The following is a 22,778-nucleotide window of genomic DNA, read 5'->3' as shown; positions in this document are numbered from 1 at the left end:
CGCCGTCGTATCGAACGAATATCGAACACGGCTCGCGCGAACCAATTTTTTGCATCCGTCTTAGCGGAGCACACAACACCATGCCTAAGAAACGTACTACTCCCAATCGCAATGTGCAGATCGCCGATCAGATCCAGCGCGACCTGGCTGAGCTGCTGCGCGAGGTCAAGGATCCGCGCATCGGCATCGTCACATTTCAGAGCGTCGAGCTGACGCCCGACTACGCGCACGCAAAGGTCTACTTCACGACGCTGACGGGCGACCCGCAGCAAACGCTCGAAGCGCTGACGCACGCTGCCGGCCATCTGCGCAATCTGCTGTTCAAGCGCCTGCATATCCACACGGTGCCGACGCTGCATTTCCACTACGACAAGACGATCGAGCGCGCCGTGGAGATGTCGCGTCTGATCGACGAGGCAAATTCCACGCGCGCGAAAGACGACTGAGCGTCTGCCATGCCGTGGCGTTCCATGTAGCGCGCGGCGCCGTTTTTCGCATTTCCCGAACGTTCTGCCTCCCTCGACATGACCGCACCTCAACGCCCCCGCGTGCCGCGTCGCGCGCTCGATGGCGTGCTGCTGCTCGACAAGCCGCTCGGCCTGTCGAGCAACGACGCGCTGGTTCGCGCGAAACGTCTTTATCTGGCGAAAAAGGCGGGCCACACCGGCACGCTCGATCCGCTGGCAACCGGCCTGCTGCCGCTGTGTTTCGGCGAGGCCACCAAGTTTTCGCAAGACTTGCTCGAAGCCGACAAGACCTACGAGGCGACGATGCGCCTCGGTATTCGCACGACCACCGGCGACGCCGAAGGCGAGGCGTTCGACATCCGTGCCGTCGACTGCGACGAAGCGGCGGTGCGGGCGGCTTTGCCGAAATTCATCGGCGAGATCGTTCAGATTCCGCCGATGTACTCGGCGCTCAAGCGCGATGGCAAGCCGCTGTACGAGTACGCGCGCGCCGGCCAGACGGTCGAACGGGAAGGGCGGCAGGTGACGATTCGCGCGCTCGAGCTGATTGCGTGCGCGTTGCCGGATGTGACGTTTCGCGTGACGTGCAGCAAGGGCACCTATGTGCGCACGCTTGCCGAGGATATCGGCGAAGCGCTCGGCTGCGGCGCGCATCTGGTCGCGCTGCGGCGCACGGGCGTCGGCGCGCTGACGCTCGAGCATTCGGTCACGCTCGACGCGTTGTCCTACGCGACCGAACTCGAACGCGACGCATGGCTGCAACCGGTCGACGCGCTGCTGTCCACGTTCCCGCAGGTCTGTCTGAACGACGATGACACGCGCCGCTTCCTTCACGGCCAGCGCCTGAAGCTGTCGTCGCTGACGATCGCCGCCGACGCGGTGAATGCCCCGCGCGTGAGGGTGTACTCGGCGCAGGGGCGGCTTCTGGGGGTCGCGAAGCCGGGCGAAGGCGTGCTCGCACCCGACCGTCTGATCGTGACGACGGAGAGCTAGAGGTCGCCGTTTTGCCAGCCCGGCGCGGACAATAAAAAAACGGGATCGCCATCGAGCGATCCCGTTTTGATCATGCCCTCCGGTGGAGCGGTGTCGAACTAAAGCAACACCACAAACACCCCCTCAATGCGCCGTGGCCGCCGCCGCTCCCGCATCGCCGCCTGCCCGTTCCGGCCGTGTGATCCAGATCAGCGCGATCAGCGCGACAAAAATACCGGCCGAAATGAAGAACAGATCGTTTACGCCGAGCTGCGCGGCCTGCTGCGTGACCATGGTGTTGAAGAGACCATAGGTCTGCTGCTGATCCAGACCCGCCGCGCCCATCTGATGAATCGATTGACCGAACGCCGGGTTGTAAGCATTCGCCTGTTCGGTCAGTTGCGCGTGATGCATGATCGTGCGGTGATCCCAGGCGGTCTGGAAGATCGACGTGCCGATACCGCCGCACATGATCCGCACGAAGTTCGACAGCCCCGAGGCCGCCGGAATCCGATGGCCCGGCAAGCCCGACAGCGTGATCGACACGAGCGGAATAAAGAAGCCGGCCATACCGATACCTTGAATCAGCGTGGGCAGCATCAGCGAGTACGTATCGACGCCCGTCGTATAACGCGAGCGCATCCAGAAACACAGCGCGAAAATCAGGAACGACAGCGTCGCGATATAACGCGGATCGGTACGCGGCAGCACCTTGCCGGTCAGCGGCGACAACAGGATCGCGAACACACCGACGGGTGCCATCACGAGTCCGGCTTCGGTCGCCGTGTAGCCGATATCGGTCTGGAGCCACAGCGGCAACAGCACGAGATTGCCGAAGTAAAGCCCATAGCCGATCGACAGCGCGATCGTGCCGCCGGTGAAATTGCGCCGGCTGAACAGCGACAGATCAACCACCGGATGCTCGGCCGTCAACTCCCACACGATAAAAAACGCGAGCGCGATCACCGCGACGAGCGCGAGCACGACGACCGTCGTCGACGAGAACCAGTCGAGGTCCTTGCCCTTGTCGAGCATGACCTGAAGCGAGCCGACCCAGACGATCAGAAGACCGAGGCCGACGCCGTCGATTGGCGCCTTCCTGATGACCGAATCGCGGTTACGGAAGATCATCCACGTCGCGGCGGCCGCGACCGCGCCGACGGGAATGTTGACGTAGAAGATCCACGGCCACGAGATGTTGTCGGAAATCCAGCCGCCGAGGATCGGACCGGCAACCGGTGCGATCAGCGTGGTCATCGCCCACATCGATAGCGCCATCGGCGCTTTCGCGCGCGGATAGCTCGCGAGCAGCAGCGTCTGCGACAGCGGGATCATCGGGCCGGCCACCGCGCCTTGCAGCACGCGCGACGCAAGCAGGAACGGCAGGTTCGGCGACAGCCCGCACATCCATGACGACAGCACGAACAGCACGATCGACGCCATGAACAGCCGCACCTGGCCGATGCGGTCGGTGAGCCAGCCGGTCAGCGGCACCGAGATCGCGTTGGCCACCGCGAACGACGTAATCACCCACGTGCCCTGGTCGGACGATACGCCGAGGTCGCCGGCAATCGACGGGATCGACACGTTCGCGATCGACGTGTCGAGCACGTTCATGAACACGGCGAGCGACACCGCGATGGTGCCGATCACCAGTTGCGCGCCCTCGAGCGGCGGGTGAGGGACTTGCGCCTGAGCCTGAGCCATTAAAAGAGCCTTCCATGAATCATCGGGCGGACCCTCAGCTCTTATGGGCCGCCGGTTTCGCGGCGGCCGCGGCGCTCGCCGCGGTCGACTTCTGCGCGCCGCCGTTCGCGTTCGTGCCGGCGTTTTCCGAGATGATGCGCGCGATTTCCGCATCGGCTTCCGCGCCGTACTTGTCGAAGACGTTGGTCTGGTAAACCGTGGACGGCGCCTGACCGAGCTGGCCGCCGGTGTCGTCCTTGATGTTCACGTCAGCTTGCATCGACAGACCGATACGCAGCGGATGCTTCTCCAGCTCCTGCGGATCGAGCGAGATACGCACCGGCAGACGCTGCACGACCTTGATCCAGTTGCCGGTCGCGTTCTGCGCGGGCAGCAGCGAGAACGCCGAACCCGTGCCGGCCGAGAAGCCGACCACCTTGCCGTGATACGGCACCGACGAGCCGTAGACGTCGGCCGTCAGTTCGACCGGCTGGCCGATGCGCATGTGCTTCAGTTGCACTTCCTTGAAGTTCGCCTCGACCCACACGTCATGCAGCGGCACGATCGCCATCAGCGGCGAGCCGGGCGATACGCGCTGGCCGACCTGCACGGAGCGTTTTGCGACATAGCCTGTGACCGGCGCCGGCAGAGTATTGCGAGCGTGGTTCAGGTATGCGTCGCGCAGCTTCGCGGCGGCGGCCTGCACGTTCGGGTGATCGGCGATCGTGGTGTTCGCGGTCAGCGCGCGGTTTGCCGCGAGTTGCTGTTTGGCGGCGTCGAGCGCGGCCTGCGCGCTCTTCACGGAGTCGCGTGCGTGCGAAATTTCTTCCTGCGATACCGCGCCGGTCTGCGCGACCGTCATACGGCGCTTCAGGTCGTCCTGGGCGCGCGACAGATCGGCCTGGCTCGCCGCGACCCGCGCTTCGTACTGGCTGTCGTCGGCGAACAGACCGCGCACCTGGCGCACCACCTGCGCAAGATTGGCCTCGGCCTGTTCGAGTGCGACCCGCGCGTCGGCCGGGTCGAGCACGACGAGCGGGTCGCCGGCCTTGACGACCTGGGTGTCGTCCGCGTTGACCGCGATCACGGTGCCCGTGACCTGCGGGGTGATCTGCACGACGTTGCCGCTCACGTAGGCATCGTCGGTGTCTTCATGGAAGCGCGCGACGAGGAAGTAGTACAGGCCGTACGCGACCGCGGCAATCAGGATCACGATGACGAGCAGCGTCATCATGCGCTTGCGTTTGCCGTTGTTCGCCGCTTGCGGTGGAGTGGCGGGCTGCTGGGGGGTGCTCATTGATGTGCTCCGGGTTCTTTTGAACGTCGTCGTTTATTCGAGTGTTCGTGTGTATGCGTGTGCGTCGGCGCGGGCGGGCTCGCTCAGTTCGCGGCGGTGCTCGTGGCGTGGTTCGCGGCGTTGGCCGATGCGGGAGCATCGGTCGGCACGACGAGACCGGTCTGGGTTGCGTCGAAGCCGCCGCCCAGTGCCTTGATCAGACCGATCTGCAGACTACGGCGGCGCATCTGCAGACCCGTGACCGTCTGCTCGGCGGCAAGGCGGTTTTCGTCGGCGGTGAGCACCTGCAGCTGCGGCGACAGGCCGGCCTTGTAGCGGATTACGGCGAGCTGGTACGCCTTGCTCGACGCGTCGAGCGCGCGCTGGGCGTCACCCTCCTGGCGGTCGATCGAGCGGATCGACGACACCTGCGTCGAGACGTCCTGCAGCGCGTTGATCAGCGTCTGGTTGTAGTTCGCGACGTCGCCCTCGAAGTCGGCGTAGCGGCCCTTCAACTGCGCGCGCAACGCGCCGGCGTCGAAGATCGGCAGATGGATCGCCGGGCCGAACTGGATCTGACGGCTCGACGCGGTCAGGAAACGGCCCCAGCCGAACGCGTCGAAGCCGAAGCCGGCCGCGAGATTCACGTCCGGATAGAACTCGGCTTTCGCTTCCTTCACGTCATGCATCGCGGCTTCGACCTGCCAGCGCGCGGTGACGATGTCCGCGCGACGCGCCACGAGGTCGGCCGGGATGTTGTCCGGCAGAGCGACCACGTCGCCGCCGGTGAGCACCGGCTTGTCGATCTGCAGGCCACGGTCCGGGCCTTTGCCGAGCAACGCGCCCAACTGGTAGCGCACGACGGTGATCTGGCCGTCGAGGTCGGTCAGGTTCGACTGGCTCGTCGCGACGTTGCCGGCGGCGGTCTGCTTCTCGACGTTGGTGTCGAGGCCGGCCGTCACGCGGTCATTCGTGATACGGCCGACGTCCTGGCGGTTCGCGATTTCACGCGCGGCGATGTCGCGAAACGCATACAGCTGCGAGAGCTGGTTGTAGGTGCTCGCGACCGACGCGGCGAGCGTCACGCGCGCCTGCTGCATATCGGCCTCGGCGGCTTTCTGCTGCGACACGGCCTGGCCTAGCCGCTGACGGTTCTTGCCCCACAGGTCGAGATCCCACGACGCGCTCGCGAGCACGTTGTTCTCGCTATACCAGGTGCCGCCGAACGGAGGCGGGTAAAGGGAGTTTGCCGAATACAGCTCGCGGGTCCAGGAATAGCTCGCGCTGACCTTCGGGAACAGCGCTGCGCGCGAGCTTTCGATATACGAGGAAGCCTTTGCGAGCCGCGCTTGCGCCTGGGCGATCGACGGGCTGCCCTCGAGCGCTTCCGCGATCAGCTTCGGCAGTTGCGGGTCGCCGAACTGGTTGGCCCAGTCGAGCGATGGCCACTGGCCGCCCTCGTTGGGCAGACTCTGCGTCGACTCGTACTGCGTCGGCGACGCGATCTGCTTGTCGCTTTTGACGCCGAAGTAGTTCGCGCACCCCGTGAGGGCGAGCGCCGTCACCGCTGCGGCGACAGCGGCCCGGCTCGACAGCGCGGGCGCGGACAGGGAAAGGGATTTCATCGCTCGACTCTTCTTTGAGTGGAATGTATTGATGGACGCAGCAAGCAAGCTATTACGATTTGCTATCGAGATGGCTTGCGGCGTCGCGGGAAAGGCCCGTGTGTTCGCCGGAATTGACGAGCACGCGACGCAGCATGCTCTTCAGGAAGCCCACTTCTTCCGGGGTGAACCCGTTCAGCAGGTTATCGAGCACGCCATTGAAAATGGCCGGCATGCGAGCCGCGATCGCATGGCCTTCCGGCGTCAACGCGAGGCGCACGACGCGCCGGTCTTCGTTACTGCGCACCCGCGTGAGCAGGCCGCGCTTTTCGAGCCGGTCGATCAGGCGCGTGACGGCGCTTGCGTCGATTCCGTATTCACGCGCCAACTCAGCCGCGAGCAGGCATTTGCCGCTCGCCACCATGAACAGGATGCTGCCTTGCTGGCTGGTGATGCCGAGTTCGGCCATGCTGCGCTGCGTGATCAGGTTTGATAGCGTCGATCTCACCCGTGAGATGAGATAGCCGACGCTTTCGCCGAGCTGGTACTCGCTGAGATCCGGCGTGGATTCGTTGGACGGCTCCGTCATGATTCTCGTGCGAATGCAATGGTTGACTAGGCATTAGTATAGCTGGCTGTTGATTGACGCGACAAGCGTTGATACAGCTTAGGCAAGGATTATTTCGCGCTCAAGCAACAAACCGTACGGAATGACGTAGGGCGGGGCAAGGCGCGATTCGCGCAACTCGCGCAGGCGCGGAGAGCGGACGGTCTATCGGGGAATACCAGAAAAGGATCATCCGTGCGTGCTATAATTTTGGGTTCCCAAAAGTGCGCTTTGGGCTTGTTGTCGTGGTTTGGCTCCTCAACCAGCAGCATAAGCAAGCGGCGCACTCAACCGTCTTCAGGTTTCCTATGACCCGCGCCCTACGCAACATCGCCATCATTGCTCACGTCGACCACGGCAAGACCACGCTCGTCGACCAGCTCCTCCGTCAGACCGCCACGTTCCGCGAGAACCAGCAGATCGCCGAGCGCGTGATGGACTCGAACGACATCGAAAAAGAGCGCGGCATCACGATCCTGTCGAAGAACTGCGCGGTGGAGTACGAGGGCACGCACATCAATATCGTCGACACGCCGGGGCACGCCGACTTCGGCGGCGAAGTGGAGCGCGTGCTGTCGATGGTCGACTCGGTGCTGCTGCTCGTTGACGCGGTGGAAGGCCCGATGCCGCAAACCCGCTTCGTCACGAAGAAGGCGCTCGCACTGGGTTTGAAGCCGATCGTCGTGGTCAACAAGGTCGACCGTCCGGGCGCGCGGATCGACTGGGTGATCAACCAGACCTTCGACCTGTTCGACAAGCTCGGCGCCAGCGAAGAGCAGCTCGACTTTCCGATCGTCTACGCATCGGGCCTGAACGGCTACGCGGGTCTCACGCCTGATGTACGCGACGGCGACATGCGTCCTTTGTTCGAGGCAATCCTGCAGCACGTGCCGGTGCGCCCGGCCGACCCGGAAGGTCCGCTGCAACTGCAAATCACGTCGCTCGACTACTCGTCGTACGTTGGTCGTATCGGCATTGGCCGTATCACGCGCGGCCGCATCAAGCCGGGCATGGCCGTCGCGGTGCGAACGGGCCCGGAAGGCGAAATCCTCAATCGCAAGATCAACCAGGTGCTGTCGTTCAAGGGTCTCGATCGCGTGCAGGTCGACTCGGCCGAGGCGGGCGACATCGTGCTGATCAACGGTATCGAGGAAGTGGGCATCGGCGTGACGATCTGCTCGCCGGAACAGCCGGAAGCGCTGCCGATGATCACCGTCGACGAACCCACGCTGACGATGAACTTCCTCGTCAACTCGTCGCCGCTCGCGGGCCGTGAAGGCAAGTTCGTCACGAGCCGCCAGATTCGCGACCGCCTGATGAAGGAACTGAATCACAACGTCGCGCTGCGCGTGCGCGATACCGGCGACGAAACGACGTTCGAAGTGGCCGGCCGCGGTGAGCTGCACCTGACCATTCTGGTCGAAAACATGCGCCGCGAAGGCTACGAGCTGGCCGTGTCGCGTCCGCGCGTCGTGATGCAGGAAATCGACGGCGAGAAGCACGAGCCGTACGAAAATCTGACCGTCGACATGGAAGACCCCCACCAGGGCGGCGTGATGGAAGAACTTGGCCGCCGCAAGGGCGAAATGCTCGACATGGCATCGGACGGCCGTGGCCGCACGCGTCTCGAGTACCGTATTTCGGCGCGTGGTCTGATCGGCTTCCAGTCGGAATTCCTCACGCTCACGCGCGGTACGGGTCTGATGAGCCACACGTTCGATTCTTACCAGCCGGTCAAGGAAGGCGCGGTCGGCGAACGTCGCAACGGCGTGCTGATCTCGCAGGACGACGGCGCGGCAGTCGCATACGCACTGTGGAAGCTGCAGGACCGCGGCCGCATGTTCGTGGCGCCGGGAGAAGCGCTGTATGAAGGCATGATCATCGGCATCCACAGCCGCGACAACGATCTCGTCGTGAACCCGATCAAGGGCAAGCAGCTTACCAACGTGCGCGCATCTGGCACCGACGAAGCCGTGCGTCTCGTGCCGCCGGTTCAGCTGTCGCTCGAATACGCGGTCGAGTTCATCGACGACGACGAGCTGGTCGAAGTCACGCCAAAGTCGATCCGTCTGCGCAAGCGCTACCTGAAGGAACACGAGCGCCGCAGCGCGAGCCGCAACAAGGTTGCGGGCGAATAAGCCGGACTCGAATATCCGTCTGGATAGCAGGAAGCGGAAGCCACCTTCGGGTGGCTTCCTTGTTTTTGGCGCATCAAAACGTTTGGCGCTGCATCATGCCTGCCACTTTCCGGGGCGGCACACATGTAGACACCCATCGCGCCGTTCGCCTTCATTTCTCACAGAACACTGTTGCGCGCTGTGAAAAGGCACCCCGTCGCCCGCGAAACGCCCGCCATCACAGGCTTTGCGCCTGTGTCGTTCGCTATCTGGGCTATTCGTTCTGTGCTATGCTCCCGGGTGCAAAGTTTTAGGTCCTTCCAAGCAAGACTTGATTCGCGCAATCCGCTAAACGGTCAGGCCGTGTCGCGGAAGGTTCGGTAACCCGCTATTTCTCGAGAAACTCGAAGAAAGGTGAGCGTAAAAATGATGAAGCAATTCCAGTCGAACTCTTATCTGTTCGGCGGCAATGCTCCGTACGTTGAAGAAATGTACGAAGCGTATCTCGATAATCCGGCGTCAGTGCCCGAGACCTGGCGCAGCTATTTCGATGCGTTGCAGAACGTGCCCGCATCGGACGGCAGCAACGCCAACGACGTGGCCCATGGCCCGATCGTCGAATCGTTTGCCCAGCGCGCCAAGGCCAATGCCTTCCTGCCGCGCGCAACGGCCGGCGGCGAAGATCTCGCAACCGCCCGCAAACAGGTTTACGTCCAGTCCCTCATCGGCGCATATCGCTTCCTCGGCTCGCAATGGGCCAATCTCGATCCTCTGAAGCGCCGCGAGCGTCCCGCGATCCCCGAACTTGAACCCGCGTTCTACGACTTCACCGAAGCCGACATGGACCAGGAGTTCAGCGCAACGAATCTGTACTTCGGGTTCGAGCGCGCGACGCTGCGCGAGATCGTCAAAGCCCTGCGCGACACGTACTGCGGCACGATCGGCGCCGAGTACATGTACATCAGCGATCCGGAGCAGAAGCGCTGGTGGAAGGAACGCCTCGAATCGATCCGTTCGACGCCGAGCTTCAACAACGACAAGAAGAAGCACATCCTGAATCGCCTGACGGCCGCCGAAGGCCTCGAGCGTTTCCTGCACACCAAGTACGTCGGCCAGAAGCGCTTCTCGCTCGAAGGCGGCGAGAGCTTCATCGCGGCGATGGACGAAGTCGTGCGTCACGGCGGTCTGCGCGGCGTTCAGGAAATCGTCATCGCGATGGCTCACCGCGGCCGTTTGAACGTGCTGGTCAATACGCTCGGCAAGATGCCGGCAGACCTGTTCGCCGAATTCGAAGGCAAGCACGTCGATGATCTGCCGGCTGGCGACGTGAAGTACCACAAGGGCTTCTCGTCGGACGTCGCGACGGAAGGCGGCCCGGTTCACCTGTCGCTCGCGTTCAACCCGTCGCACCTCGAAATCGTCAACCCGGTGGTCGAGGGCTCGGCGAAGGCGCGTATGGACCGTCGCGGCGACGAAAACGGCGTTCAGGTGCTGCCGGTGCAGATCCACGGCGACGCGGCTTTCGCCGGCCAGGGCGTCGTGATGGAAACGCTGAACCTCGCGCAAACGCGCGGTTATGGCACGCACGGCACGCTGCACATCGTCATCAACAACCAGATCGGCTTCACGACGTCGGACCCGCGCGACTCGCGCTCCACGTTGTACTGCTCGGACGTCGTCAAGATGATCGAAGCGCCGGTGCTGCACGTGAACGGTGACGATCCCGAAGCGGTCGTGCTGGCCACCCAGATGGCGATCGACTTCCGCATGCAGTTCCACAAGGACGTCGTCGTCGACATCGTCTGCTTCCGCAAGCTGGGCCACAACGAGCAGGACACCCCGGCGGTCACGCAGCCGCTGATGTACAAGACGATTTCGAAGCACCCCGGCACGCGCGCGCTGTACGCTGAAAAGCTCGTTCAGCAGGGCGTCATCAAGGCCGAGGATGGCGAGGAATTCGTCAAGGCTTATCGCAGGGCGATGGACGAGGGCCACCACACGGTCGACCCGGTGCTCTCGAACTACAAGAGCAAGTACGCGGTGGACTGGGTGCCGTTCCTGAACCGCAAGTGGACCGACGCGGCCGACACGGCCGTGCCGCTCGCGGAACTGAAGCGCCTCGCCGAACGCATCACCACGATTCCGGAAAACTTCAAGGTTCACCCGCTCGTCGAGCGCGTGATCAACGACCGTCGCGCCATGGGCCGCGGCGAAGCGAAGCTCGACTGGGGCATGGGCGAGCACCTCGCGTTCGCGTCGCTGGTCGCTTCGGGCTACGCAGTTCGTCTGACCGGTCAGGATTCGGGCCGCGGCACGTTCACGCACCGTCACGCAGTGCTGCACGACCAGAACCGCGAGCGCTGGAACGACGGCACCTACGTGCCGCTGCAGAACATCGCCGAAGGTCAGGCGAAGTTCACGGTGATCGACTCGGTGCTGTCGGAAGAAGCGGTGCTCGGCTTCGAATACGGTTACTCGACCGCTGAACCTAACACGTTCGTCGCGTGGGAAGCGCAGTTCGGCGACTTCGTGAATGGCGCGCAAGTCGTGATCGACCAGTTCATCTCGTCGGGCGAAGTGAAGTGGGGCCGCGTGTCGGGCCTGACCATGCTGCTGCCGCACGGCTACGAAGGCCAGGGTCCGGAGCACTCGTCGGCGCGTATCGAGCGTTTCCTGCAACTGTGCGCAGACCACAACATGCAGGTCGTTCAGCCGACCACGCCGGCGCAGGTCTTCCACCTGCTGCGTCGCCAGATGATCCGCCTGTTCCGCAAGCCGCTGATCGTCGCGACGCCGAAGTCGTTGCTGCGTCACAAGGAAGCCGTGTCGGATCTGTCGGAACTCGCGAAGGGTTCGTTCCAGCCGGTCATCGGCGAAGTGGACGAAACCATCGACGCGAAGAAGGTCAAGCGCGTGCTGGCCTGCTCGGGCCGCGTGTACTACGACCTGGTCGCGCATCGCCGCGAAGCGAAGGTGAACGACGTCGCGATCATCCGTATCGAACAGCTCTATCCGTTCGCGCACAAGCAGTTCGAAGCGGAAATGAAGAAGTACGACAACGCAACCGAAGTGGTGTGGGTGCAGGACGAGCCGCAGAATCAGGGCCCGTGGTTCTACATCGAGCACCATCTGAAGGAAGGCATGAAGGAAGGCCAGAAGCTGGCGTACAGCGGCCGTCCGGCTTCGGCTTCGCCTGCAGTCGGCTACTACGCGAAGCACTACGAGCAGCAGAAGGCGCTGATCGAAGGCGCTTTCGGCCGTCTCAAGAGCGCGTCGATCGCTAAATAAAGAAACAGACGAGCCGGGAAAGCGCAGTGCGCTTTCCCGCGCCGCGCCGAACGTTTCCCATGAGGTTCAGGCGCGGCGTTCACGGTTCGCAGGCGGTCGTGAAGAAGCGCCGTCACCCGATACGTATTCAGGATACTCATAATGGCTATTGTTGAAGTCAAGGTTCCCCAGCTCTCCGAGTCGGTCTCGGAGGCAACCATGCTGCAGTGGAAGAAGAAGCCCGGCGAGGCTGTCGCTCAGGACGAAATCCTCATCGAAATCGAGACCGACAAGGTCGTGCTCGAAGTGCCGGCACCGGCAGCAGGCGTGCTCGCGCAAGTCATTTCGAACGACGGCGACACGGTCACGGCTGAGCAGGTGATCGCGAAGATCGACACGGAAGGCACCGCAGGCGCCGCCGCTGTCGAAGCCGAAGTGAAGCCGGCTCCGGTCGCTGCCGCGGCTCCCGCACCGGCGGCTCAGGCCGCTGTCGCAACGGGGTCGAACACCGCTGCTTCGCCGGCTGCCGGCAAGCTGATGGCAGAGAAGGGTCTGGCTGCGGGCGACGTCGCCGGCACCGGCCGCGACGGCCGTATCACGAAGGGCGACGTGCTCGTCGCCGGCCAGGCTGCTCCGGCTGCCAAGGCTGCACCGGCTCCGGCTGCCGCACCGAAGGCTGCGAAGCCGTCGCTGCCGGACGTCAAGGCCCCGGCATCGGCCGATCAATGGCTGAAGGACCGTCCGGAACAGCGCGTGCCGATGTCGCGTCTGCGTGCTCGTATCGCCGAGCGTCTGCTCGAGTCGCAGCAAACCAACGCCATCCTCACGACGTTCAACGAAGTGAACATGGCGCCGGTCATGGAGCTGCGCAACAAGTACAAGGACAAGTTCGAGAAGGAACACGGCGTGAAGCTCGGCTTCATGTCGTTCTTCGTGAAGGCAGCTGTTCACGCGCTGAAGAAGTTCCCGCTCGTGAACGCGTCGATCGACGGTAACGACATCGTCTACCACGGCTACTTCGACATCGGTATCGCTGTCGGTTCGCCGCGCGGTCTGGTGGTGCCGATCCTGCGCAATGCAGATCAGCTGAGCCTCGCCGACATCGAGAAGAAGATCGCCGAATTTGGCCAGAAGGCGAAGGACGGCAAGCTGTCCATCGAAGAAATGACCGGCGGTACGTTCTCGATCTCGAACGGCGGCGTGTTCGGCTCGATGCTGTCCACCCCGATCATCAACCCGCCGCAGTCCGCGATTCTCGGCGTGCACGCCACCAAGGAACGCGCAGTGGTCGAAAACGGCCAGATCGTGATCCGCCCGATGAACTACCTCGCGCTGTCGTACGACCACCGTATCATCGACGGCCGCGAAGCAGTGCTGTCGCTGGTCGCGATGAAGGATGCGCTGGAAGATCCGGCTCGCCTGCTGCTCGACCTGTAAGCGCACGTTGCACCGACGCCGGCCCGCGGTTTGCGCGGGCCGGCGTCATCCGTAGCACGTCTTTAGCATTTCGCAGTACAGGAACGGCGCGCGCCACCTCGGGTGGCCCGGCGCCGTTCCGCCATCAAAGGGATTGTCATGTCCAAAGAATTTGACGTCGTCGTGATCGGCGCAGGCCCTGGCGGTTATGTCGCCGCCATCCGCGCAGCGCAGCTCGGCAAGACCGTCGCATGTATCGAAAAGTGGAAGAACCCGGCCGGCACGCTGAAGCTCGGCGGCACCTGCCTGAACGTCGGCTGCATTCCGTCGAAGGCGCTGCTCGCTTCGTCGGAAGAGTTCGAGAACGCGTCGCATCACCTTGCCGACCACGGCATCTCGGTGGAAAACGTCTCGGTCGATATCTCGAAGATGATGGGCCGCAAGGACGGCATCGTCGAGAAGATGACCAAGGGTATCGAATTCCTGTTCCGCAAGAACAAGATCACGTGGCTCAAGGGCCATGGCAAGTTCACCGGCAAGACGGACGCCGGCGTGCAGATCGAAGTGAGCGGCGAAGGCGAAGATGGTGCAAGCAGCGAAGTCGTCACGGCGAAGAACGTGATCATCGCAACGGGTTCGAAGGCGCGTCATCTGCCGGGCATTCCGGTCGACAACAAGCTGATCGCCGACAACGAAGGCGCACTCTCGTTCGACACGGCACCGAAGAAGCTCGCCGTGATCGGCGCAGGCGTGATCGGTCTGGAACTCGGCTCGGTGTGGCGCCGCCTCGGCGCGGACGTGACCGTGCTCGAAGCGCTGCCGGAATTCCTCGGCGTGGCTGACCAGGCGCTGTCGAAGGAAGCGGCCAAGCAGTTCAAGAAGCAAGGTCTCGACATCCACGTCGGCGTGAAGGTCGGCGAAGTGAAGACGAGCGAAAACGGCGTGACGATCGCCTACACGGACAAGGACGGCAACGCGCAGACGCTCGAAGCCGACCGCCTGGTCGTGTCGGTCGGCCGCGTGCCGAACACCGACAACCTCGGCCTCGAAGCGATCGGCCTGAAGGCCAACGAGCGCGGCTTCATCGACGTGGACGACCACTGCGCGACGGCCGTGCCGAACGTGTACGCGATCGGTGACGTGGTGCGTGGCCCGATGCTCGCGCACAAGGCTGAGGACGAAGGCGTGCTGGTTGCCGAAGTGATCGACGGTCAGAAGCCGCACATCGACTACAACTGCATTCCGTGGGTGATCTACACCGAACCGGAAATCGCATGGGTCGGCAAGACGGAGCAGCAACTGAAGGCGGAAGGCCGCGAGATCAAGACCGGCCAGTTCCCGTTCATGGCTAACGGCCGCGCGCTGGGCATCAACAAGGCGGACGGTTTCGTCAAGATGATCGCCGACGCGAAGACCGACGAACTGCTCGGCGTGCACATCATCTCGGCGAACGCATCGGACCTGATCGCGGAAGCCGTGGTGGCGATGGAGTTCAAGGCGGCGTCGGAAGACATCGGCCGTATTTGCCATCCGCACCCGTCGCTGTCGGAAGTCATGCGCGAAGCGGCACTCGCCGTCGACAAGCGCGCGCTGAACATGTAAGCACGCACGCCTGAGCGAAACGCAACCTTGGCATCACCAAAGGCGGGCGGGGTTCAATCCCTCCCGCCTTTCTTTTTGCAGCAACACGATGAACGTCACCGAATACTACGAAAAAGAACTGCAGACGCGCGGTTATCAATCCGATCCGGCGCAGCGCGCGGCGGTCGACCGCCTGCAGCGGTGCTATGAAGAGTGGGTCGCATACAAGTCGCGCCGCTCGAACGCGTTCAGGAAGCTGATCATTCACCCCGATCTGCCGCGCGGCGTGTACATGTGGGGCGGCGTGGGCCGCGGCAAGAGCTTCCTGATGGACAGCTTCTACATGATCGTGCCGTTGCATCGCAAAACCCGTCTGCACTTCCACGAGTTCATGCGCGAAGTGCATCGCGAACTCGAAGAACTCAAAGGCCGGGCCGATCCGCTCGACGAACTCGCGCGGCGCATTGCGAAGCGCTATCGGCTGATCTGTTTCGACGAATTCCACGTGTCGGATATCGCCGACGCGATGATCCTGTATCGCTTGCTCGACAAGCTGTTCGAGAACGGCGTGCAGTTCGTGATGACGTCAAACTACGCGCCCGACACGCTGTACCCGGACGGCCTGCATCGCGATCGCATGCTGCCCGCGATCGAACTGATCAAGCAGAAGCTCGACGTGATCAACGTCGACGCGGGGATCGATTATCGCCAGCGCACGCTCGCGCAGGTGGAGGTCTATCACACGCCACTGGACGCCGCCGCCGGCAAGGCGCTGCGCGACGCCTTCGCGCGCCTCGCCGCGGTGCCCGACGAAAGCCCGCTGCTGCATATCGAGAAGCGCGAGCTGAAGGCGCTGCGCCGCGCGGACGGCGTGGTCTGGTTCGACTTCGCGACGCTGTGCGGGGGCCCGCGCTCGCAGAACGACTACCTCGAACTCGCGACCCGCTTTCACGCGGTGATCCTGTCGGACGTGCCGCAGATGTCGGTGCGCATGGCGTCGGAAGCGCGCCGCTTCACGTGGCTCATCGACGTGTTCTACGACCACAAGGTCAAGCTGTTGATGTCGGCTGCGGTGCCGCCGGAGCAGTTGTACGTCGACGGTCCGATGGCTAATGAATTCACGCGTACAGTGTCGCGCATCGTCGAGATGCAGTCGAAGGAGTATCTCGACACGCCGCGCCGGATCGTCGACACGTCCCTAACCTGAGTTACCGCGCACGACACATTTTCAGGATTCGGAGTGGTCTGATATTCCGCGCACGGATAACTGGCTATCTTTTGTCGTTGTTCTGACAAAGGAGGAAGCATGAACCCGTATCGCGAAATCACCGATGAAGAATGGCAGCGCGTTGCGCCACTGCTGCCCGAACTCCGGCCGCGTACCGAAATGCGTGGCCGTCCACTTGCCGATACCCGCTCGGTGCTCAACGGCGTGCTTTGGGTCATGTATAGCGGCGCCACCTGGTCCAAAATGCCGCGCCGCTACCCGCCATATCAGACCTGTCATCGCCGCTTCAAGTCGTGGTACGAATCGGGCGTGCTCAAGCACGTCACGGAGCAACTGCTCGACACCGCGAGCGAAGATTTCTGCAGATTGATGGAAGCGCGTATGCGCACGCACGCGAGCGTGCGGCACAAGCGCGCCGCGTCCAAGCGCGTGCCCGCGGCGTTTCGTGTTCCGGCCGCCGTATACAATCCGGTACCGGCCACGTCGGTGCCGGCGTCGCCGATCGCTTACGCTGCACCGCTCAAGCAGGCAGCATGAGCATCGCAAACAGCTTGCCCCAATGAAAACGGCCGCGCGATTCTTGATCGCCGGCCGTTTTTTATGTCGCACCTCCTGGCGCAGAGCGCGCATCGTTGCAGCATCATGCGCACATTCAGGCGACGTGCCAGGCGCCACGCATGCGCCGCACGTCGACCCTCATTGCTGCCGTATCCACGTTTGCGAGCGGCCAAGCAGCGCGACCCCAATGTAGCCACGCACCACGAGCTTGTTGCCGCCGTCCTCGAGATGCATCTTGCATTTGTAGACCTTGCCGTTTTCAGGATCGAGAATCTGGCCGTGATCCCACGCGTCGCCATCCTTCTTCATGCTGTTGATGATGGTCATGCCGAGGACCGGTTGATCCTTGCGCGCGTCGGTGCATTCGGTGCAACGGCGATCCGGCTGGTCGTTCGCGCCGAGACCCTTGATAACCTTGCCGTTCAGTTCGCCATTGCTGTCTTGTGCGATCTGCACGAGCGCCTTCGGCTGGCCGGTGTGATCGTCGATGGTTTGCCACGTGCCGATCGGTGTATCGGTCTGCGCCATCGCGGTCACGGCGCTGGCGAGCAGGGCGCCGGCGAGCGCGGCGTGACGGGCGGTGCGCAGCGCAAGCGCGCCGGCACGTCGAGTGAATTGCGTCATTGCCTTCCTCCTTGATATGAGACAGCGCGATCATGGTCGCGCGGCGTTATGGGCATCGTGGTCGGATGTGCGGTACCGGCCCTCGCGATGCGCAACGATGCCAGCGGTGTGCCGTTTGCATCGTCAGCGCAGAATACGCGAAAGTGCATGCGTCGTTTGATAGTGGAGCTTCTAATCCGCTCGCGGCACTTCTGAAGCGTGTCAATTCAGCTGGTAGCAGAACCTCGCGTTGATGCGCGGACTGTGCGATGCGCTCTCCACCGGCGCATCACCGACCGCTTTTCCGACGGACACATCGAGGCTGTCGCAGTGCGCATATGTGAAGCCGAGCGTGATCGGCCGGTTGGCCTCGACCGTCGCGCCCCAGCCGGAATCGCCCGACGCATCGCCCGGCTCATGGCATGTCCTCGCCGACGAGCGGTGTGAAGCGTGGCGCGACTTCGTCGAACGAAATCGACTTCCCGCCGTCGACCTGCACGCTCAGGTTCGGACCGCGGTGGGGCGCCTCGATCAGCGGCAGGGAATCGAACGGATCGTCGTCTACCGCCGCGCCGGTGAGGCGGGACTACGCTTGTGCCTGTTATAGAAGCAAACGCGCAAATACCATATTTTCGACGAAGAGCCCGAAACCCGCCAAAGTGAGTAATAATTCCCCGTTTTCTACTAAAACAAAATCTGTTCAACAGGTATCACATGGACCGAAAGTCGAAGCTACGAGAGATTGCTCTGGCCGCATGCATCGTATTGGGGGCCCTTCAGGGCGCGAATGCACAGGCTCTGCAGAACAGTGGTGCGAGCGGTACGGTCGTGTCCCAGCCGGGTACGACGAGTGCGTTGCCCGACACCTCGCAGGCCGGCCAGGCGGAAACCACTGCACTGACGCCGGATGAAAACCGGCAATCCGCCACCGGGAACGTGGCTGAATTGCAGCAGATGATCCACGGCCCGGATCTGAGCGAATTGCGCACCACGTATAACGGCAGCTATGGTGCGAGCCTGCTGTTCTACGGCAAGGAGATGACCTACTACGTCGCGCTGTTCCAGCAGAAAAACTTCTGGCGCGTGATCAAGTCGCAGGACGCCGCGCGCGCCGAGCTGATCTACAAGGATTTCGCGCGGCAGACGATGCAACTGTCGGACATCGAGATCCGCCGTACGCAACTCGAAGCGCAGAAGGCGTTCACGCAGCGCATGGTCGCGCTGTCGCAGGAACGCGCGAGCCGGCTGCAGGCCGACCTCGACGTCGCGCGTCAGCAGCAAAGCATCGTCGCGAGCCAGCAGGAGCAGAAGCGCGCCGAGGCGACCGAACTGGCGCAGCAGAAGGCCGCCGCGCAGGATCAGTTGCGCGTCGCCCAGCGCCAGGTGCGCGACCTGCAGCGTCAGCTCAATAGCGGCTTGCCGGTGCATTGAGCACGACGGTGTGAGCCTGGGTGGAGTGGCGGGACGGCGCGGAAATCGGTGCGCCGTCCGGCTCGTCCGCGGGCGTTACCGTTGTTATGTTTGATCGGTGCTTTCCACACCCCGCCAGCCCGCGCATCGCACTTTTACCGCCGGGCTTTTCGGCGTTTGCACTCAGCATTTTTCGCGAGCCCTGACGGCTCGTTGCCGCGTCGTTGTGCGCCGCCGTCGTACGACGCAAGACGGCGCGACTTCAATGCCGCTTGCGCGTATCCGCTTGCGTTTTGCGCATCTGTTCGCGAGGCGGCTGCGTCACGTCGACGGCGATCGGATCGCTGGCTGGAAAGCTTTCCATCAGCGCTTCGTCGAGCCGCGTATCGGCGGACGTCGGGGGCGTCCGGCGCGTGCGCGCCGGTCGGGAGGCATGCTGGTTTTTGCTGGTCATGGCGTGCTCCATCGGTAGAGGGTCATCATTCAGCATAGCCTATCGCGGCTATCGGCGAACGACCGCCAGATGGCGCAGGCGCGTCGTTTAAAGCCGGCCGGCATCGATTCTTTCTCCGAGTGGTGTCCCGGCCGCGCTCGAGCCGCGCTCGAGCCGCGAACGACACCTCCATCGATCCATCACACAGCGAACCAGATGAACGGGAAAAAGCCGGCGGGCTCGCGACGAGTGCTCGCAGCCCACGTCATGGAAGCCGAACTGGAACACCTGGATTGGGCGACGCGGCAACCGGCGCTGCACCTGTTCGACGCCGGCTACTGGCGGCGCCGCGTGCTGGCGGTCAAGGGGAGATTCGAGCTGACCGAGCGTCAGCTGACCCAACTGGAGAAAATTCTGCGGCGCCTCGGTCCGTCCACGGAGTAGCGAGGCGCGGCCGCTACAGCTTCTTCGTATTTATTCCTGATTGCCGCCGGGGCTGCCGCCGCCGTGGTTGCCGCCATGATTGCCGCTTTCGCCGCCGTTGCCGAACAGACGCCGCCGCCGCGTGACGACCACCGGACCTTCGGAGTTGCCGCTGCGCTCGCTCGGCGCGCGTTCCGCCGACGGCGTGCCGTACGATTCACGCCCTTCGCGCGGCTCGCGATGTTCGCGCGAACCATGGGGACCGCGCGCGCCATGTTCGCCATGCGACGTTCGGCCCGTGCGCGGCGCCGGCCGCGTGCCGGTGTCGAGCTGGATCGTGGAGATCGCGCGCTTGTAGATGCCTTGCAGGCCAACCGGCGTGCGCAGCATCACCAGGTACTGATCGAACGACTCGATGCATCCGGTCAGGCGGATGCCGTTGACCAGATAGATTTCGACGCGCTTTCGTTCCTTGCGCGCAGCGTTCATGAAGTCGTTTTGCGGATGCGATTCTGCGGAAGCCATGGACAATTCAGGTTAGGTAGACGGTGGTTCGCCGCGATTTTACCCTTTCTACCCTATGCGGGGGCAGAACGCGTCGACGGGGGCGAACTTTGTCCACTATAACGACTTGTGAGCACATAAGCATCCGATAACGCGGGACTGTAACGTTGAGTTACGAATCTGCTGGTCAATGTCGTCTACTTCCGGTCTCTCCAGGCATTGCCGGCATGGTTGGCGGAAAAGGAAGAACATAGGGGCATGTTGCGCGACCACGGCGGCGGCGTCGAAGCGCCGCGAAAAAGCCCGGAGAAACAGCGCAGCGAAACAGCGCCACGACGGCGATGGAATAAACCACGCGATCGCGGCGTTAAGTCCAGTATGGCAGTACCGCATTCCGCGGCCTGCCGCCCGCCGCGCCGGTCGGTCGATCGCGTGCCGGGCATCTGCCAGGAGGCTCACCATGAAAGCATCCCGTATTCTGTCAGCGCTCTTCGTCCTGCTCGCGCTCGCGTGCGGCTCCCTCGCGCACGCGGCCGATACCGACAACGCCGCGTCGGGTTCGAGCAACAACAGCAACAGCAGCGGCGGCGGCTACTAACGCCGCGACCGGGCCTGGCACGCCGGGTGACATTCGAAGCGGAAGTGATCGCGTGGCTGCCCCAGCTGCGCCGCTATGCGCGCGCACTGACGGGCGACCGCGCCTGGGCCGACGATCTCGTGCAGGATACGGCGAAGCGCGCGCTTGCGCGCTGGTAGGCATTCCGGCCGAACAGCAACCTGCGCGCGTGGCTGCTGACGATCCTGCGGCATCTGTACATCGACCAGCTGCGCGGGCGCCGCGAGATCGCCGTCGACGACGAAAGCGCGCCGTCGCGATCGACGTGTGCAGCGAGCTCGGTGGTAAGCCTGAGACGTGGCAGCAGTAGCGGGCGGTAGCGTGTCGTCAAGGCCGTTAGCGGCGACGCACGCATAGCTGCCCGCGCGACTGCACCCGCGGATTGCCCGACCGACAAGGAGACGCCTTGCCCCAGACGCTGCCGCCCAACCTGTCCGCCGCACAGTTCGACCGGGCGCTCGCCGGCTGGCGCGCGATCGTCGGTGAAGCGCACGTGCTGCGTTCCGACGCCGACCTCGCCGCCTATGGCGATCCGTTCGCGCCTGGTGAGCCGGGGGCGTTTGTCGCGAGCGCCGCGCTGCTGCCCGCGTCGGTCGATGAAATCCGCGCGGTGCTGCGCATCGCCAATCAGTACCGGATTCCGCTGTGGACCGTGTCGACCGGGCGCAACTTCGCGTACGGCGGCGCGGCGCCGCGTCTCAGCGGCTCGGTCGTGCTCGACTTGCAGCGCATGAACCGCATCCTCGAAGTCAACGAAACGCTCGCCTATGCGCTGGTCGAACCGGGCGTCAGCTATTTCGATCTGTACGCGCATCTGCGCGACAAGGGCTACAAGCTGTGGGTTGATCCACCGGCTGCCGGCTGGGGCAGCGTGGTCGGCAACACGCTGGAGCGCGGCTTCGGCTATACCGACTACGGCGATCACGCGGCGGCCCAATGCGGGATGGAGGTCGTGCTCGCCAACGGCGACGTGCTGCGCACCGGCATGGGCGGCGTCGAGATCGGCACTGCGTGGCAGCTGTATCAGCCGGGCTACGGGCCGTCGTTCGATGCGATGTTCATGCAGTCGAACTACGGCATCGTGACGAAGCTCGGCGTGTGGCTGATGCCCGCGCCGCCCGCGTATCTGCTCGGCGAAATCCAGTTTCGTCGCGAGGCCGATCTGGAGGAGATCGTCGAGATTCTGCGGCCGTTGCGGCTCGACGGCACGATCCGCAATCACGCGGTGATCGAGGGCGGATTGCGGCGCGCGGCGAGCCTGTCGCCACGCCGGCAGTGGTACGACGGCGCGGGCCCGATGCCGGGGAGCGCGGTGCAGGCGATGCTCGACAAACTCGGCGTCGGGCGCTGGAACCTGCATTTCGCGCTGTACGGCACGCCCGAGTTGATCGATGCGCGCTACGCGCTGATCGAGCGCGCGTTCGCGCGGGTGCCAGAGGCGCGGCTCACGGCGGCGCGCTATGCGGGCGATGCTCAGCCGACTGGCGGCGGCGATCGCAACATGGCCGGCATTCCCGCGATGACCGCGTTTCGCATGCTCGACTGGCGCGGCGGCGCGGGCGCGCACGTCGACTTCGCGCCGATCTGTCCGGCGACCGGGCGCGACGCGATGCGCCAGTACACGATGGTGAAAGCGCGCGCCGCCGAATACGGCTTCGACTACTACGGTGGCTTCACCGCGGGCGCGCGGCATCTGCATCATATTTTCGCGGCGATTTTCGATCGCGACGACGCGAACCAGGTGGAGCAGGCCGGCGCGCTGCTGCGCTCGCTGATGAGCGACGCGCGCGCGGCCGGCTACGGCGAATATCGCGCGCATCTCGCGTACATGGATTTCGCGGCCGCGCAATACAGCTTCAACGACGGTGCGTCGCTGCGCTTCGCCGAAATGCTGAAGGATGCGCTCGACCCGAACGGCATTCTCGCGCCGGGCAAGCAGGGCATCTGGCCGGCGGCATGGCGCGACCGGCGGGGGTACACGTGAACGACGCGTGCGGACACGCACGGCAG

The 22,778-nt window shown here is 63.8% G+C and carries 19 protein-coding genes and 2 pseudogenes; 13 read left to right on the top strand and 8 right to left on the bottom strand.

Going from position 1 to position 22,778, the window contains the following annotated elements:
• Positions 1–80: 80 nt before the first annotated feature.
• Both rbfA and truB read left to right on the top strand, forming a co-directional pair.
• Positions 81–446 (top strand): 30S ribosome-binding factor RbfA, encoded by a 366-nt coding sequence (gene rbfA / locus F6X37_RS03990; RefSeq protein ID WP_008922231.1) that lies wholly within the window; start codon positions 81–83, stop codon positions 444–446.
• A gap of 78 nt (positions 447–524) precedes the next feature.
• Positions 525–1,460 carry a tRNA pseudouridine(55) synthase TruB gene (gene truB / locus F6X37_RS03985; protein ID WP_187610397.1) on the top strand — a complete coding sequence of 312 codons (936 nt, stop codon included), beginning with the start codon at positions 525–527 and terminating at the stop codon, positions 1,458–1,460.
• 123 nt (positions 1,461–1,583) lie between these two features.
• Here truB and F6X37_RS03980 read toward each other — a convergent pair whose 3' ends face one another.
• From F6X37_RS03980 to F6X37_RS03965, 4 genes are all read right to left on the bottom strand, one after another.
• Positions 1,584–3,146 carry a DHA2 family efflux MFS transporter permease subunit gene (locus F6X37_RS03980; RefSeq protein WP_187610396.1) on the bottom strand — a complete coding sequence of 521 codons (1,563 nt, stop codon included), beginning with the start codon at positions 3,144–3,146 and terminating at the stop codon, positions 1,584–1,586.
• Between the two features lie 34 nt (positions 3,147–3,180).
• Positions 3,181–4,422 carry an EmrA/EmrK family multidrug efflux transporter periplasmic adaptor subunit gene (locus F6X37_RS03975; RefSeq protein ID WP_184029918.1) on the bottom strand — a complete coding sequence of 414 codons (1,242 nt, stop codon included), beginning with the start codon at positions 4,420–4,422 and terminating at the stop codon, positions 3,181–3,183.
• Between the two features lie 83 nt (positions 4,423–4,505).
• Positions 4,506–6,026 carry an efflux transporter outer membrane subunit gene (locus tag F6X37_RS03970; RefSeq protein ID WP_187610395.1) on the bottom strand — a complete coding sequence of 507 codons (1,521 nt, stop codon included), beginning with the start codon at positions 6,024–6,026 and terminating at the stop codon, positions 4,506–4,508.
• 52 nt (positions 6,027–6,078) lie between these two features.
• Positions 6,079–6,594 (bottom strand): MarR family winged helix-turn-helix transcriptional regulator, encoded by a 516-nt coding sequence (locus F6X37_RS03965; protein ID WP_187610394.1) that lies wholly within the window; start codon positions 6,592–6,594, stop codon positions 6,079–6,081.
• 326 nt (positions 6,595–6,920) lie between these two features.
• Between F6X37_RS03965 and typA the strand changes: the two genes are divergently transcribed.
• The 6 genes from typA (at position 6,921) to F6X37_RS03935 (ending at position 16,758) form a co-directional block, all read left to right on the top strand.
• Positions 6,921–8,750 (top strand): translational GTPase TypA, encoded by a 1,830-nt coding sequence (gene typA, locus F6X37_RS03960; RefSeq protein WP_187610393.1) that lies wholly within the window; start codon positions 6,921–6,923, stop codon positions 8,748–8,750.
• Between the two features lie 405 nt (positions 8,751–9,155).
• A complete protein-coding gene (locus F6X37_RS03955; RefSeq protein WP_184029901.1) occupies positions 9,156–12,017 on the top strand; it encodes a 2-oxoglutarate dehydrogenase E1 component in 2,862 nt (953 codons plus the stop codon).
• A 141-nt stretch (positions 12,018–12,158) separates the two neighbouring features.
• The gene (gene odhB, locus F6X37_RS03950; RefSeq protein WP_184029896.1) at positions 12,159–13,433 is read left to right on the top strand and encodes a 2-oxoglutarate dehydrogenase complex dihydrolipoyllysine-residue succinyltransferase; all 1,275 of its coding nucleotides are present in this window, start codon (positions 12,159–12,161) and stop codon (positions 13,431–13,433) included.
• A 138-nt stretch (positions 13,434–13,571) separates the two neighbouring features.
• A complete protein-coding gene (gene lpdA / locus F6X37_RS03945) occupies positions 13,572–15,014 on the top strand; it encodes a dihydrolipoyl dehydrogenase (protein WP_187610392.1) in 1,443 nt (480 codons plus the stop codon).
• 88 nt (positions 15,015–15,102) lie between these two features.
• Complete coding sequence (gene zapE, locus F6X37_RS03940) at positions 15,103–16,200, top strand: cell division protein ZapE (RefSeq protein ID WP_090804139.1); 1,098 nt, start codon at positions 15,103–15,105, stop codon at positions 16,198–16,200.
• Positions 16,201–16,299: 99 nt separating this feature from the next.
• Entirely contained in the window at positions 16,300–16,758 is a 459-nt protein-coding gene (locus F6X37_RS03935) for a transposase (protein WP_187610391.1), read from the top strand.
• Between the two features lie 159 nt (positions 16,759–16,917).
• On the opposite strand, the gene F6X37_RS03930 is transcribed toward F6X37_RS03935, so the two are convergent.
• On the bottom strand, positions 16,918–17,403 hold the full coding sequence (locus F6X37_RS03930; protein WP_090804143.1) for a DUF2147 domain-containing protein: 486 nt from the start codon (positions 17,401–17,403) through the stop codon (positions 16,918–16,920).
• Positions 17,404–17,604: 201 nt separating this feature from the next.
• A pseudogene (locus tag F6X37_RS36660) lies at positions 17,605–17,802 on the bottom strand (ShlB/FhaC/HecB family hemolysin secretion/activation protein); the annotation flags it as partial.
• 294 nt (positions 17,803–18,096) lie between these two features.
• On the opposite strand from F6X37_RS36660, the gene F6X37_RS03920 reads away from it, so the two are divergent.
• Complete coding sequence (locus F6X37_RS03920) at positions 18,097–18,813, top strand: DUF2968 domain-containing protein (protein WP_184066800.1); 717 nt, start codon at positions 18,097–18,099, stop codon at positions 18,811–18,813.
• 241 nt (positions 18,814–19,054) lie between these two features.
• On the opposite strand, the gene F6X37_RS03915 is transcribed toward F6X37_RS03920, so the two are convergent.
• Complete coding sequence (locus F6X37_RS03915) at positions 19,055–19,246, bottom strand: hypothetical protein (protein WP_187610389.1); 192 nt, start codon at positions 19,244–19,246, stop codon at positions 19,055–19,057.
• A 195-nt stretch (positions 19,247–19,441) separates the two neighbouring features.
• On the opposite strand from F6X37_RS03915, the gene F6X37_RS03910 reads away from it, so the two are divergent.
• The gene (locus tag F6X37_RS03910; protein WP_187610442.1) at positions 19,442–19,669 is read left to right on the top strand and encodes a hypothetical protein; all 228 of its coding nucleotides are present in this window, start codon (positions 19,442–19,444) and stop codon (positions 19,667–19,669) included.
• A 30-nt stretch (positions 19,670–19,699) separates the two neighbouring features.
• On the opposite strand, the gene hfq is transcribed toward F6X37_RS03910, so the two are convergent.
• Complete coding sequence (gene hfq / locus F6X37_RS03905; RefSeq protein WP_090804149.1) at positions 19,700–20,173, bottom strand: RNA chaperone Hfq; 474 nt, start codon at positions 20,171–20,173, stop codon at positions 19,700–19,702.
• 439 nt (positions 20,174–20,612) lie between these two features.
• Here hfq and F6X37_RS03900 point away from each other — a divergent pair, with 439 nt between their 5' ends.
• The 3 genes and pseudogenes from F6X37_RS03900 to F6X37_RS03890 all read left to right on the top strand — a co-directional run bounded on the left by F6X37_RS03900 (position 20,613) and on the right by F6X37_RS03890 (position 22,752).
• Entirely contained in the window at positions 20,613–20,750 is a 138-nt protein-coding gene (locus tag F6X37_RS03900) for a hypothetical protein (protein ID WP_167368637.1), read from the top strand.
• 26 nt (positions 20,751–20,776) lie between these two features.
• Positions 20,777–21,031 (top strand): annotated as a pseudogene (locus tag F6X37_RS03895) (sigma factor); the annotation flags it as partial.
• Positions 21,032–21,174: 143 nt separating this feature from the next.
• The gene (locus F6X37_RS03890) at positions 21,175–22,752 is read left to right on the top strand and encodes an FAD-binding oxidoreductase (protein ID WP_187610388.1); all 1,578 of its coding nucleotides are present in this window, start codon (positions 21,175–21,177) and stop codon (positions 22,750–22,752) included.
• The last annotated feature ends 26 nt before the right edge of the window (positions 22,753–22,778 follow it).

Source organism: Paraburkholderia sp. 31.1 (assembly GCF_014397645.1).
GTDB classification, from domain to species: Bacteria; Pseudomonadota; Gammaproteobacteria; order Burkholderiales; family Burkholderiaceae; genus Paraburkholderia; species Paraburkholderia tuberum.
Note: the sequence above shows the minus strand (reverse complement) of the source record. Positions and strands in the feature narration are given on the sequence as shown.

Excerpts from the sequence above, each read along its gene's own strand:
- rbfA (WP_008922231.1), top strand. The coding sequence starts at position 81 with ATGCCTAAGAAACGTACTACTCCCAATCGCAATGTGCAGATCGCCGAT.
- truB (WP_187610397.1), top strand. The coding sequence starts at position 525 with ATGACCGCACCTCAACGCCCCCGCGTGCCGCGTCGCGCGCTCGATGGC.
- F6X37_RS03980 (WP_187610396.1), bottom strand. The coding sequence starts at position 3,146 with ATGGCTCAGGCTCAGGCGCAAGTCCCTCACCCGCCGCTCGAGGGCGCG.
- F6X37_RS03975 (WP_184029918.1), bottom strand. The coding sequence starts at position 4,422 with ATGAGCACCCCCCAGCAGCCCGCCACTCCACCGCAAGCGGCGAACAAC.
- F6X37_RS03970 (WP_187610395.1), bottom strand. The coding sequence starts at position 6,026 with ATGAAATCCCTTTCCCTGTCCGCGCCCGCGCTGTCGAGCCGGGCCGCT.
- F6X37_RS03965 (WP_187610394.1), bottom strand. The coding sequence starts at position 6,594 with ATGACGGAGCCGTCCAACGAATCCACGCCGGATCTCAGCGAGTACCAG.
- typA (WP_187610393.1), top strand. The coding sequence starts at position 6,921 with ATGACCCGCGCCCTACGCAACATCGCCATCATTGCTCACGTCGACCAC.
- F6X37_RS03955 (WP_184029901.1), top strand. The coding sequence starts at position 9,156 with ATGATGAAGCAATTCCAGTCGAACTCTTATCTGTTCGGCGGCAATGCT.
- odhB (WP_184029896.1), top strand. The coding sequence starts at position 12,159 with ATGGCTATTGTTGAAGTCAAGGTTCCCCAGCTCTCCGAGTCGGTCTCG.
- lpdA (WP_187610392.1), top strand. The coding sequence starts at position 13,572 with ATGTCCAAAGAATTTGACGTCGTCGTGATCGGCGCAGGCCCTGGCGGT.
- zapE (WP_090804139.1), top strand. The coding sequence starts at position 15,103 with ATGAACGTCACCGAATACTACGAAAAAGAACTGCAGACGCGCGGTTAT.
- F6X37_RS03935 (WP_187610391.1), top strand. The coding sequence starts at position 16,300 with ATGAACCCGTATCGCGAAATCACCGATGAAGAATGGCAGCGCGTTGCG.
- F6X37_RS03930 (WP_090804143.1), bottom strand. The coding sequence starts at position 17,403 with ATGACGCAATTCACTCGACGTGCCGGCGCGCTTGCGCTGCGCACCGCC.
- F6X37_RS03920 (WP_184066800.1), top strand. The coding sequence starts at position 18,097 with ATGGACCGAAAGTCGAAGCTACGAGAGATTGCTCTGGCCGCATGCATC.
- F6X37_RS03915 (WP_187610389.1), bottom strand. The coding sequence starts at position 19,246 with ATGACCAGCAAAAACCAGCATGCCTCCCGACCGGCGCGCACGCGCCGG.
- F6X37_RS03910 (WP_187610442.1), top strand. The coding sequence starts at position 19,442 with ATGAACGGGAAAAAGCCGGCGGGCTCGCGACGAGTGCTCGCAGCCCAC.
- hfq (WP_090804149.1), bottom strand. The coding sequence starts at position 20,173 with ATGGCTTCCGCAGAATCGCATCCGCAAAACGACTTCATGAACGCTGCG.
- F6X37_RS03900 (WP_167368637.1), top strand. The coding sequence starts at position 20,613 with ATGAAAGCATCCCGTATTCTGTCAGCGCTCTTCGTCCTGCTCGCGCTC.